At 66.8% G+C, this 11,682-nt stretch carries 10 protein-coding genes; 4 read left to right on the forward strand and 6 right to left on the reverse strand.

Annotated features, from left to right (window positions below):
- Nucleotides 1-12: 12 nt before the first annotated feature.
- Nucleotides 13-1,026 (forward strand): diguanylate cyclase, encoded by a 1,014-nt coding sequence (locus tag ACFWP0_RS13750; protein ID WP_377842757.1) that lies wholly within the window; start codon nucleotides 13-15, stop codon nucleotides 1,024-1,026.
- A gap of 29 nt (nucleotides 1,027-1,055) precedes the next feature.
- Here the strand turns inward: ACFWP0_RS13750 and ACFWP0_RS13755 are convergent, their stop codons facing one another.
- From ACFWP0_RS13755 to ACFWP0_RS13775, 5 genes are all read right to left on the reverse strand, one after another.
- Nucleotides 1,056-1,715: a GntR family transcriptional regulator gene (locus tag ACFWP0_RS13755; protein ID WP_377842758.1), complete on the reverse strand. Its 660-nt coding sequence runs from the start codon at nucleotides 1,713-1,715 to the stop codon at nucleotides 1,056-1,058.
- A 100-nt stretch (nucleotides 1,716-1,815) separates the two neighbouring features.
- Nucleotides 1,816-2,877 carry a hydroxyacid dehydrogenase gene (locus ACFWP0_RS13760; protein ID WP_377842760.1) on the reverse strand — a complete coding sequence of 354 codons (1,062 nt, stop codon included), beginning with the start codon at nucleotides 2,875-2,877 and terminating at the stop codon, nucleotides 1,816-1,818.
- Complete coding sequence (locus ACFWP0_RS13765) at nucleotides 2,874-3,551, reverse strand: RraA family protein (RefSeq protein WP_377842796.1); 678 nt, start codon at nucleotides 3,549-3,551, stop codon at nucleotides 2,874-2,876. Before ACFWP0_RS13765 ends, ACFWP0_RS13760 begins: the two co-directional genes overlap by 4 nt.
- Nucleotides 3,552-3,586: 35 nt before the next feature.
- Nucleotides 3,587-4,552, reverse strand: coding sequence for a Bug family tripartite tricarboxylate transporter substrate binding protein (locus tag ACFWP0_RS13770; RefSeq protein ID WP_377842762.1), 966 nt, complete (start codon nucleotides 4,550-4,552; stop codon nucleotides 3,587-3,589).
- A 61-nt stretch (nucleotides 4,553-4,613) separates the two neighbouring features.
- Nucleotides 4,614-5,489, reverse strand: coding sequence for a DUF1932 domain-containing protein (locus tag ACFWP0_RS13775; RefSeq protein ID WP_377842764.1), 876 nt, complete (start codon nucleotides 5,487-5,489; stop codon nucleotides 4,614-4,616).
- A gap of 259 nt (nucleotides 5,490-5,748) precedes the next feature.
- Here ACFWP0_RS13775 and ACFWP0_RS13780 point away from each other — a divergent pair, with 259 nt between their 5' ends.
- Nucleotides 5,749-7,032 carry a cystathionine gamma-synthase family protein gene (locus ACFWP0_RS13780; protein WP_377842765.1) on the forward strand — a complete coding sequence of 428 codons (1,284 nt, stop codon included), beginning with the start codon at nucleotides 5,749-5,751 and terminating at the stop codon, nucleotides 7,030-7,032.
- A gap of 21 nt (nucleotides 7,033-7,053) precedes the next feature.
- On the opposite strand, the gene ACFWP0_RS13785 is transcribed toward ACFWP0_RS13780, so the two are convergent.
- Entirely contained in the window at nucleotides 7,054-8,574 is a 1,521-nt protein-coding gene (locus tag ACFWP0_RS13785; protein WP_377842767.1) for an MFS transporter, read from the reverse strand.
- A 162-nt stretch (nucleotides 8,575-8,736) separates the two neighbouring features.
- On the opposite strand from ACFWP0_RS13785, the gene ACFWP0_RS13790 reads away from it, so the two are divergent.
- Both ACFWP0_RS13790 and ACFWP0_RS13795 read left to right on the forward strand, forming a co-directional pair.
- Nucleotides 8,737-9,609 (forward strand): LysR family transcriptional regulator, encoded by an 873-nt coding sequence (locus ACFWP0_RS13790; protein ID WP_377842768.1) that lies wholly within the window; start codon nucleotides 8,737-8,739, stop codon nucleotides 9,607-9,609.
- Between the two features lie 481 nt (nucleotides 9,610-10,090).
- On the forward strand, nucleotides 10,091-11,682 hold a 1,592-nt coding region (locus ACFWP0_RS13795; RefSeq protein ID WP_377842770.1), incomplete at its 3' end, for a type VI secretion system Vgr family protein.

An 11,682-nucleotide genomic window follows, 5' to 3' on the forward strand; every position in this document is an offset into this window, starting at 1 on the left:
CAAGGACTCACTATGCACCCTCCCATTGACGGCCCGGCCTCGGCGAATCTGCATTCGCATGCAGCCATGGTGTTGCTCGTCGACGACCAGGTCATGGTCGGCGAAGCCATCAGGCGCGCGCTGGCCTCGGAGGAAAACATCGATTTCCACTATTGCTCGGACCCCTACAAGGCGCTGACCGTGGCGGTCCAGACCCGGCCCACCGTCATCCTGCAGGACCTGGTGCTGCCGGGCGTGGACGGCCTGAGCCTGGTGCAGGAATACCGCGGCCACCCCGTGACGCGGGACATCCCCATCATCGTGCTGTCGACCAAGGAAGACCCGGCGATCAAGAGCGCCGCCTTCGCCGCAGGCGCCAACGACTATCTGGTGAAGCTGCCCGACTCCATCGAACTGGTGGCGCGCATCCGCTACCACTCGCGTTCCTACCTGGCGCTGGTGCAGCGAGACGAGGCCTACCAGGCCTTGCGCCAGAGCCAGCAGCAGCTGCTGGAAAGCAATATGGAGCTGCGCCGGCTCACCAATTCGGACGGCCTGACGGGCCTGGGCAACCGCCGGTATTTCGATGAATACCTGAACGCCGAATGGCAGCGCGCGCGCCGCGACGGCCGCGAGATCAGCATGCTGATGATCGACGTGGACCACTTCAAGACCTACAACGACACCTACGGGCATATCGCGGGCGACGAAGCGCTCAAGCGCGTGGCCAACACCATCTTCTCAAGCTGCGACCGTTCCACCGACCTGGCGGCGCGCTTTGGCGGCGAAGAGTTCGCGCTGGTGCTGCCGGGCACGCCGGCCGGCAGCGCCCGCCTTGCGGCGGAGAAGCTGCGCCGCGCGATCGAAGCCATGCAGATTCCGCACAAGGACGCGGGCGCCAGCCCCTGGCTGACGGTCAGCGTGGGCACGGCAACGGGGGTGCCCAAGGCCGAGCAGCCCTGCACCGACCTGATCCAGGTGGCCGACCGGAGCCTCTACGAGGCCAAGCGCCAGGGACGCAACCGGGTCGTGCCGGGGCAGCTGTAGCGCACGGCTTTCGGCCGCCGCAACGTGCCTCACCCTTCCGTCTTCTTGTCCTTCCGATGCGTCCGGAACAGGAGGTGCGTGGCGGCCAGATGGAAGCGCATGGCAATCTGGGCGCATTCGGGATCGCGGGCGCGCAGCGCGGCGATGATCTGGCGATGGTGTTCCACGCTGCGCAGCATGTCGTCCCGGCCGTAGAAGTAGAACGAGCCGATGATGATGGGCATGTCCAGCAGGTTCTCGACCAGGGCGCGCACCCGGGCCGATTGCGCGGCCTCCAGCAGCGCATGGTGGAACAGGTTGTTGTAGTGCTGCACCTGGGCGACCCGGTCGGGGGCGTCGGAATTGACCGCGTCGAGCATGCATTGATTGATGCGCTCGAGTTCCTCGATTTGTTCCGGGGTCGCGCGTTCAGCCGCCGCCTGGGCCGAGTAGGGTTCGAGCAGCATGCGCAGCTCGAAGGCTTCGTCGATGTCCCGGTCCTGCCAGCCCAGCACGACGGCCCCGCGGCGGCCTTCGCGGGTCGCCAGGCCGTCGGCGATCAGGCGTTCGATGGCGTTGCGCACGGGCGTGCGGCTCACGTTGAGCTGGGTGGCGATGTGTTCTTCGCGCAGCGGTTCGCCCGGCAGGAACGATCCTGCCATCAAGCGGCGACGCAATTCTCCGTATACGTAATCACTGGCGCTCGACATGACGGCTTGCCATTTCGGATTCTAAACACTCGACTATACCAACGGCGGCCGGCGGCTGCGCCGCGTCCCGCAGCGGCGCGGCGCGAAGTTGCGCAGACGCCTAGCTGTGCTGCGCGTTGATGCCGGATTGCGACAGGCGCTGCAGAAAGCGCGGCCAGGCCTCGGGATTGAGCAGGCGGGCGGGCGCGCGGCCGGCAAGCATGTCCATGATCTGCCTGGCCGAGCCCTGCGCCACTTTGCGCCGGCCTTCGTGCGTCACGCCGCCCGTGTGGAAGGCGGCGACCACGTCGGGGCGCTGCAGCAGCCCGCTGCCGGGAGGCGGCGGTTCCACTTTCCATACATCCAGCCCCGCGCCTGCCAGATGCCCGGCTTCCAGCGCGGCGAGCAGGGCGTCCTCGTCATGGATGCCGCCGCGCGCGGTGGAGATGAACAGCGCGCCGCGCTTCATGCGCTGGAACGCGGCGGCGTCGAACATTCCCCGGGTGCCGGCATCCAGCGGGCAGTGCAGGCTGACGATATCGGCCTGTTCAAGCAGCGCCTCCAACGCGACGGGCTCGGCGCCGCGCTCGACGATCTGCGCCGCCGAGATGAGCGGGTCGAACGCGATGACCCGCAGCCCGAACCCCGCGGCGATCCGGGCCACCTTGCGCCCGATCTCCCCGATGCCGACGATGCCGAGCACGCGGCCTTCGATTTCGCGGCCCATCAGGGCCTCGCGGCTGACGGCCGTGCCGGCCCTGAGCGCGGCTTCCGACTCGCCCAAGCGCTTGACGAGCGACAGCAGCAGGGCAAAGGTCATTTCCGCGACCGAAGCGGCGTTTGCGCCCGCCTGATTCACGACGGCCACGCCGGCCCGGGTGCAGGCCGCGACGTCGACCGTGTCGTAGCCGGCGCCGCCAGAGGAAACGCATAGCAACTGGGGACACTGCATCAAGAGGTCCGCCGACACCTGCCAGCGGGCAGGCACTTCGTCCTTGGCCGCGCTGACGTGGTAGGCGTGCGCGCTTGCCAGGCCCGCCGCCGTCACGGCATCGCCGTTGCCGGTAAGCACCAGGAGGTCCAGCGTGGAGTCCTGGCTGATCGCGTCGTCGAATGCCGGATCGATCCAGAGGTCGAGCCGCGCGACCCGCAACCGCGGCGCGGCGCCTGCCGGTGCGCTCATGACTGGATACCCGAGCAGCCCAGCGCTTGGAGCCGGGCGTCGATCCAGGAAGTATCGAGGGTTCCGGCGGCGATGTCGGCCAGCATTTTGGTTTCCAGTTCGTGCTTTGCCGAGGCCGCCTGGTAGAGGGCCTCTGCCTGCTCGTACGGAATCGCAAGCAGCCCGTCTTCGTCGCCGAGGATCAGGTCGCCCGGGGCGATCGTCATGCCGTCGAGCGCGACGACGCAGTTGATCTCCCCCGGCCCATCCTTGTACGGCCCGCGATGGGTGACGCCCGCGGCATAGACGGGGAAGGCGCTGCGGCGGATCGTGCCGGAATCGCGGATGGCGCCATTGATGACGATGCCTGCAATGCCGCGCCGCTGCGCGTAGGTGGTCATGATTTCGCCGATGATGGCGTTGGTGAGGTCGCCGCCCGCGTCCACCACGATGACGTCGCCCGGCTGCGCCAGATCCAGGGCCTTGTGCACCAGCAGGTTGTCGCCGGGGCGCGCGCGGACGGTGAGGGCGGGGCCGGCCAGAGGCTGGCCGTCGTGCATGGGACGCAGGCGCGCGCCGCCTGCCGTCATGCGCGACATGCAGTCGCTGACGTTGGCGACCGGGACGCGGCTGAACTTGTCGACGAGTTCTTTGCTGACAGCGCGCCGGCGGGGGTGGATTTCAAAGCCTATCATCATTGCTCCTGGTTCCTGGGGAGGTACGGTTCCGACTACTGTTTGGGAATGCCGGCTTCTTGCACGACCTTGCCGAAAGCGTCGTGGTCGGCGCGATGCTGCCGGGCGAGGTCTTCGGGCGAGCCTTTCATGACGCTGTAGCCGGCGTCTTCGAGTTTCTTGATCAGATCAGGGTTCGACTGGACCTTGCGCAGCTCGCCATTCAGCGCGGCGATGACGTCGTCGGGCGTCTTGCCCGGCGCCATCAACCCCCACCAGATCGACTGGTTGATGGTCTTGAAACCGCTTTCGGGGAAGGTCGGCACGTCGGGCAAGGCGGGAGAGCGCTCATTGGCGACGACGGCGAGCGCGCGGACTTTGCCGCCGCGAATCTGCGGCAACAGCGACGCCACGGATCCGACATACATGTCGATCCGTCCGCTGGCCAGGTCCGGGAACGCCTGGCTCCAGCCGCGGTAGGGCACATGCATCAACTCCATGTTTGCCGCCTTGCGCCACAGGTAGCCGGTCAGGTCGCCGGTGCCGCCGATGCCCGGAATCCCGAGCGAAACCTGGTTGGGGCGCGCCTGGGCGGCCTTGACCACGTCGCCGACCGTCTTGAAGGGGGAGTCGGGAAGCACGACGAACACGCTGGGCGAGGAGGCCACCGGACCTACCGGCTTGAAGTCCTTGAACGTGTCGTAGCTGAGCTTGCTGTAGAGCCAGGGGTTCAGCACGATGTTGTCGGTCTGCGCCATGACGAGCGTGTGACCGTCCGGATTCGCGCGCGCCGTCGCGTCCAGCGCCAGGTTGCCGCCCGCGCCAGGCTTGTTTTCCACGACGATGTTCCAGCCGGTGTCCTGGCCGATCGCGGTGCCGATCATGCGCGTCAGGGTATCGGTGCCGCCTCCCGGGGGGAAAGGCGATATCAGCGTGATGGGCCCCTTGCCCAGGTCGGCGGCCTGCGCGGCGGCGCAGCCCAGCACCAGCGTTGCGGCCAGCAGTTTCTTGAACAGTTTCATTGTCTTCCTCACACGGTTTTATTTAGGATCGGGACCGCGCTCTATGGCGCGGCGCGGGGGGTCAGGGCTGGCGCGCCAAGGTGGTCAGCCAAGCCAGGCGCGCTTCTACGGAATCCGGCGCCTCGGCCTGGCCGCCCGCGCGCGCGGCGTGGATGCCTTGCGTGGTCCGGTTGAACAACTGCTCGACGCCGTTGAGCACCAGCGGCTCCAATCCGGCTTCATGCAGTTGATCGCGGGCTTCGCGCACTTCCGCCAGGCGGCGCGGCGCGTGCAGGACGTGCGAACGGACGAAGGAATCCATGAACGCCGTGAGCGGAGTGCGGTCGATATCGGCCAGCACTTCGTACAGGGATGCGCGCAGGCCCATGCGCTCGGCGGCCACCATGCATTCCACGGCCAGGCTTTCCATTCCCTTGGTCATCACACTGCGCAGGAGCTTCAGGCGCACGGCGTCGCCCGGCTTGCCGTCGATGATCCGCACGGGCGCGCCGGCGCTTTCCCCCAGCGCCGCCACGGCTTGCGAACCGTCTCCCGCGCACAAGAGCGGCGTTTTCTCCGCCAGCAGGGCGATGGCGCCCATGATCGCCACGTCCGTGAACGAGACCGGCCAGGGCGCGGCAGCGGCGGCGGCGGCCTGCATGTCCGCCGCGCTGGCGGTGGTGAAGTCGGCGTAGACGGCGCCCGCGCGCAGATGCGGGAAGGCATGGCGGGCGACCTCGCCTGCGTTGTAGCCATAGACCGCGGAGACGACAACATCCGCTTGCGCCAGCCAGGAGCCCGGTTCGGCGTGCAGGCCGGCGCCAACCGCCTGTGCGCGCGCGGTCATCTCGCTGTCTTGCCGCAGCTCGCCGATGCCGACGATGGCGTGTCCGGCAGCGGTCCAGGCCCGGGCGTAGCAATGGCCGACCTCGCCGCATCCAATCAATGCGATTTTCATATTAAAAACACATAAAAAAAACAATACGTGTTTATAAAGCGGCGATAATTGGGCGAAAAGGGGGTATTTACCCTAGGTTTTTCGTTTAAAAAGTACAGAAAAAAAACAAAATAGTTCTTGAGGGTCGCCGTTTACGCACGCTTCGGGTCGCGGGCGCGGGTCACATACTGCAATGCATCCGGCAGCGCTCGGCGCTATCGTCTTCGCATGCGTGACGCGCCTGCCCGGTCGGCTGGAACACCAGAGAAAGAGGCACACCATGACTTACTCGAACTACCACAAGAAAGACATTTTCGGCCGTCCCCTGCATGCGGAAACGCAGATGATGTCTTACGGCTACGACCCCTTTCTGTCCGAGGGCGCGGTCAAGCCGCCGGTGTTCCTGACCTCTACATTCGCCTTCAAGTCGGCCGAGGACGGCGCGGCGTTCTTTGACCTGGTGTCGGGCCGCAAGCCCTTGCCGCAGGGGGAATCGGCGGGGCTGGTGTACAGCCGCTTCAACCACCCGAACCTGGAAATCGTGGAAGACCGCCTGTCGCTGCTGGACGGTTCGGAAGATGCCGCGGTGACGTCCAGCGGCATGTCCGCGATCAGCGCGGTGCTGATGGCGTTCCTGCGGCCCGGCGACCAGCTGGTGCAGTCCGTGCCCCTGTATGGCGGCACCGAGACCCTGCTGGCCAAGATCTTCCCGGAATGGGGCATCGGCTCGCATCCGGTGGCGGACGGCCTGTCGCCCAAGGCCATGCGCGCCGTGCTGGAGGACGCGGCGGCCAAGGGGCCGGTGAAGGTGTTCTACATCGAGACGCCCGCCAATCCCACCAACGCGCTGTTCGATTTCGAGGCCATGAAGAACGAGCTGGACGCGTTCCAGGCGCGGCACGGCTACCGCCCGATCTCGGTCTGCGACAACACGCTGCTGGGGCCGATCTTCCAGAAGCCGGCCGAGCATGGCGTGGACCTGTGCGTGTATTCGCTGACGAAATACGTGGGCGGCCACAGCGATCTAGTGGCCGGCGCGGTCACCGGCAGCAAGGACCTCATCAAGAAGGTGCGCGCCATCCGCAGCGCCTTCGGCTCGCAGCTGGACCCGCATTCCTGCTGGATGATCACGCGCTCGATGGAAACGGTGGTGCTGCGCATGAAGCAGGCGGCGCGTTCGGCGACCAAGGTGGCGCAATGGCTGTCGGGCAATCCGCACGAGAAGGTGCAGATCTTTCATCCCGAGATGATCGCCGACCGCGCCTACCAGGAAGTCTATAAGCGCCAGTGCACGGGCCCGGGCTCGACCTTCGCCTTCGTGCTGGAAGGCGGCCGCTCCCGGGCGTTCCGCTTCATCAACGCCTTGCATCTGTTCAAGTCGGCGGTGAGCCTGGGCGGCACCGAGACGCTGGTGTGCCATCCCGCGTCGACCACCCATTCCGGCGTGCCGGCGGCGGAGCGCGACGCGGCCGGCGTGTCCGAAGGGCTGATCCGGATTTCCATCGGCCTGGAGCACGAGGAAGACCTGATCGCCGACATGGACAACGCGTTTCGCAACAGCTGAGCGCGGGGCGCGGTCGCGCCGTCACGCGCGCTGCGCCGGCCGGCGCGCGCGGTTGAGCAGCACAAAGGCGGCCGTCGCCAGCAGCATGACCGTCGCCGTGGCGATCACGGCGGCGTAGCCGGTCTCGAACGCCGTCTTGGCCAGCCGGGTCAGCGTGGCGGCCAGGTCCGCCGGCAGGCTTTCGGCCACGATCAGCGCCTCGTCCAGGCTGTCGCGCGCGGCGGCGGTGTCGGCCACGCCGGCCGGCACGGCCAGCGACTGCGCATAGACGCCGGACAGGATCGATCCCATCAGGGTCACGCCCAGCGCGCCGCCCAGCTCGTACGACACTTCCTCGATGGACGCCGCCATGCCCGCGCGGTCGGGCGTGGCGCTCTGCATGATGGTGCTGGAGGCCGCCGTCATGGTGGCGCCGATGCCCAGGCCCAGCACGCTCAGGCTGATCATCTGGGGCATGACCGGGCCGTCGTAGCTGAGCAGGTAGCCGCCCATGCCCGCGCCCGACACCAGCAACGACAGGAACAGCAGGCGCCTGCCGCTGACGCGGCCAAGCAGCAGGCCCGCCAGCGGACCCGCCACGAAGGCGGCCAGCGGCAGCGGCAGGACGAAGAGGGCCGACTGGATGGGCGACATGCCCAGCACCAGCTGCAGCCGCTGACTGAACACCAGCTCCATGCCCAGCAGCGCGGCGGCGGCGAACAGCGCGGCGGCCACGGCCGAGCTGAACGAGGCGTTGCGGAAGATGGCGAAGTCGATCAGGGGATGGGGCCGGCGGCGCTGGCGGCGCACGAAGACGACCAGCATGGCCGCGCCCGCCGCGCAAGCCAGGGCCGCGTGCAGCCACGAGGCCGACGCCTTGCCCAGCTCTTTCAGCGCGTAGGCGCAAAGCACCAGCCCGGCCATCACCTGCAGCGATCCGGCCAGGTCCCACGGGCGCGTGGCGTCCGGGCGGCTGGCGGGGATGTAGCGCCGCGCCAGCGGCAGCGCCAAGAGGACGATGGGCACGTTGATGAGGAACACCGATCCCCACCAGAAATGCTCCAGCAGTACGCCGCCCACCACGGGGCCCAATGCCGCGCCGCCCGAGGCCACCGACGCCCAGACGCCGATGGCCACGGCGCGTTCGCGCTCGTCGGCAAAGGTGAGGCGCAGGATGGACAGGGTGGCGGGCATCATCATGGCCGCGCCCACGCCCAGCAGCGCGCGCGCCGCGATCAGGGGGACGGCGCCGGGCGAATAGGCGGCGGCCAGCGAGGCCACGCCGAACACCGCCAGTCCCATCATGAACAGCCGCTTGTGGCCCAGCCGGTCGCCCAGGGTGCCCATGCCCAGCAGCAGGCCGGACACGACCAGCGCGTACACGTTCACGATCCACAGCTTGGCCGACGCGGTGACGGCCAGCTCGTGCGTGAGGCGGGGCAGGGCGGTGTACAGCACCGTCATGTCCACGACGATCAGCAACAAGGCGCTGGACACGATGGCCAGCACCAGCCAGCGGCCGGGAGCGGCCGTGGCAACAGCGTTCGAATGAGTCCGCTGCATGGTTCTACTCTCCTGATTTGATTGCCGGAATCCGCGGACGCCGCCTGGCGCGGGGCCGGCCCGGCAGGCGGGCGCGCGAGTTCCGGTGTGCATTATTCATCTGTATATTTGAATTAAAAAGTTGGATTCCATCTATACAATAGATGGATTAAAGGAGCCTGCATGCAATGGACCCTGGATCAGCTCCGCCACTTCGTCGCGGCGGCGGAGTCCGGCTCGTTTTCGGCGGCGGCGCGCCGTATCGGCCGCGCGCAGTCGGCGGTCAGCACGTCCGTGAGCCTGCTGGAGGCGGACCTGGGCGTGGAACTGTTCGACCGGTCGCGCCGCAACGCCACGCTGACGCCCGCGGGCGAGGTGATGCTGCAAGAGGCCAGGGAGCTGCTGCGCCAGGCGGGCGGGCTGAACCAGCGCGCGCTGTCGTTCGCGGGCGGGGAGGACGCGCGCCTGTCCATCGCGCTGGACGAGGCCTTGCCCTACCTGGTGCTGGGGGCGCTGGTGGTCGAGCTGGCCGGGCGCTTTCCGGCGCTGGAACTGACTCAGTTGAACGGCACGGCGACGGAAGTGGCCGACTACGTGCGGCAGGGGCGGGCCAGCATCGCCTTCCACTTTGACCGGGGCGACCCGGGCAGCGCCTTCGCGCACCGCTACCTGGGCAACGTGGCCCAGGGCATTTTCGTGGCCTCGGGGCATCCGCTGGCCGCGCAGGCCGAGGTGACGCGCAAGGACCTGGCGCGGCACCGGCAACTGGTCATGCAGATGGAAGGGGTGGACGACGTGGTGCTGAGCCCCACGGCGTGGCGCACCGACAGCTTCTACAGCATTGCCGGCATGGTGGCCGACGGCCTGGGCTGGGCTATCCTGCCGCTGAACATTGCGGAGTACGAGAGCTTTCGCACCACGCTGACGCCGGTGCCGTGCGCGGGCCTGTCCCTGCCCATGCTGTCCGTGCGCACCCTGTGGCTGCAAGGCGCCACGCTGAACGAGACGGAACGGTGGCTGCAGCAGCGCATGGAGCAGCTGCTGCGGGCGGGCTAGGGTGGGTCCCCAGGTCGCGATGCGCGTGGCCTGCGCTGGCGCGTCGGCGCCGATCATTGTGGACATGCGATTAATCAATATTGCTATGCCACATTCGACTTATGAAAATAAATAAATCCTAAATACACTCGGATGGGAAATTGAAGGGATGCTCTTTGGGCTCGACCTGAAAATCGGCGCGATCAGAGCATTCCGAGCGTCCTGCTACACGTCCAAGACCCGACGGGTGGGATTATTGCCGGTAGATCAAAGTGGCCATGGCTCACCCAAGATTTGGACTGGTCGCTGGCACGGTAATTCGGGGGAATGGCGCATGCCGTCTTAAGGCTATGTCGAATCGCATTCTCGAACAAATCCTATATCGATGGCATGGACTTCAGCAGATACTCTCGCTCGATAAGCGTCATTGGTCACGGCCAGTTCTATCCCATACATGGCCGGAACGCTTTCTCCTGGCGTTCCGGGTTTCCAGGATTCCGACATGCCCCGATTATCCGATGTGCGCTTTACCTTTACCCCGTCCGCCGCTAGCGCGGACTTCGAGGTCGTCGAGTTCACGCTCGACGAAGCCTTGTCCGAGACCTTCCTGCTGCGCGTGGAGCTGTCGAGCTTTGATGCGGCGGTGGATTTTGGCGCGCTGCTTGATCAGCCTGCGCTCTTTACGATCTGGCGCGGCGACACGCCCGTGCGCCATGTACATGGAATCCTGACCGGCTTCGAGCAAGGAGACAGCGGGTTCAGGAGAACGCGCTATCGGGCGGTGGTGGAACCGGCCCTGGCGCGCGCGGACCTGTGTTCGGATTGGCGCATATTCCAGCAGCAATCGGTGCCCGAGATTCTTGAACAGGTCCTCAAGTCGCACGGCATCACGGACTACGAGCAGGTCACAACCAACGCACACCTATCGCGCGAATACTGCGTGCAGGCCGGCGACACGGATTTGCAGTTCCTCGCCCGCCTGGCAGCAGAAGAGGGGTTCTTCTATCGCTTTGCGCATACGGACAAGGGCCATCGGCTGATCCACGGCGACCGGATCTATGTGCATGGTGCAATCGAGGGAGGACCGGTCACCTACAACCCCACGCCCGGCGGCGATCAGCCCGAACCCGCGCTGCGCAAGCTCACCTACGCCGAGCAGGTGCGCACCGCGCGCCAAACGCAGCGCGACTATACCTACACGCATCCACGGTACGACCAGGAGCATTCGCCGGTCGCCACGGACCTGGATCACCAGGACAAGCGCTACGAGCGCTACGTCTACCCTGGGCGATACAAGCGCGACGAGGCCGGTAAACCGTTTACGCAAAGTCGTCTCTTGGGCCTGCGTCGCGATGCCCGCATGGCGCGGGTCGAAGGCGACGATGCGCGCCTGGTGCCAGGCGTGGCGTTCGACCTGACCGGCCACCCGCGCGAAGACTGGAACCACGGCTGGCGCCCGGTGCGCATGCAGCATCACGGCGTGCAGCACACGAGCCAGCAGGAAGAAGGCGCCGAAGCGTCGCAAGGCACGCAGTACCGCTACACCGCGGACATCGTGCCTGACCGCGTGGACTGGAAGCCCGAGCCCGCCTGCAAGCCGCGCATCGACGGTCCGCAGATTGCGTCGGTCGTGGGGCCGGCAAATGAAGAGATCTACTGCGACGACTTCGGCCGCATCAAGGTCCAGTTCCCCTGGGACCGCCTGGGCAAGAACGACGAGCACAGCTCCTGCTGGATTCGCGTGTCGCAGAACTGGGCCGGCGCGGCCTGGGGCCACATGGCGATACCGCGCATCGGACAGGAGGTAATCGTCGACTTCCTGGATGGCGATTGCGACCAGCCGATCGTGACGGGCAGGACATACCGGGCCACGAACCTGCCGCCGTACGAGCTGCCCAGGCACAACATCCTGAACACTGTCAAAAGCAAGGAGCATAAAGGCGACCGCGCCAACGAACTGCGCCTGGACGACACGTCGCAGCAGATCAGCGCGGCGCTAATGAGCGAGCATGGCGCAACCCAGTTGCACCTGGGGTACCTGACGCATCCACGCCCCGATGGCGGCCAACCTCGGGGCGAAGGATTCGAGCTGCG

This window comes from Achromobacter sp. NPDC058515, from assembly GCF_042721735.1.
Lineage (GTDB): Bacteria > Pseudomonadota > Gammaproteobacteria > Burkholderiales > Burkholderiaceae_B > Achromobacter.

Excerpts from the sequence above, each read along its gene's own strand:
- ACFWP0_RS13750 (WP_377842757.1), top strand. The coding sequence starts at position 13 with ATGCACCCTCCCATTGACGGCCCGGCCTCGGCGAATCTGCATTCGCAT.
- ACFWP0_RS13775 (WP_377842764.1), bottom strand. The coding sequence starts at position 5,489 with ATGAAAATCGCATTGATTGGATGCGGCGAGGTCGGCCATTGCTACGCC.
- ACFWP0_RS13790 (WP_377842768.1), top strand. The coding sequence starts at position 8,737 with ATGCAATGGACCCTGGATCAGCTCCGCCACTTCGTCGCGGCGGCGGAG.
- ACFWP0_RS13770 (WP_377842762.1), bottom strand. The coding sequence starts at position 4,552 with ATGAAACTGTTCAAGAAACTGCTGGCCGCAACGCTGGTGCTGGGCTGC.
- ACFWP0_RS13760 (WP_377842760.1), bottom strand. The coding sequence starts at position 2,877 with ATGAGCGCACCGGCAGGCGCCGCGCCGCGGTTGCGGGTCGCGCGGCTC.
- ACFWP0_RS13785 (WP_377842767.1), bottom strand. The coding sequence starts at position 8,574 with ATGCAGCGGACTCATTCGAACGCTGTTGCCACGGCCGCTCCCGGCCGC.
- ACFWP0_RS13755 (WP_377842758.1), bottom strand. The coding sequence starts at position 1,715 with ATGTCGAGCGCCAGTGATTACGTATACGGAGAATTGCGTCGCCGCTTG.
- ACFWP0_RS13780 (WP_377842765.1), top strand. The coding sequence starts at position 5,749 with ATGACTTACTCGAACTACCACAAGAAAGACATTTTCGGCCGTCCCCTG.
- ACFWP0_RS13765 (WP_377842796.1), bottom strand. The coding sequence starts at position 3,551 with ATGATAGGCTTTGAAATCCACCCCCGCCGGCGCGCTGTCAGCAAAGAA.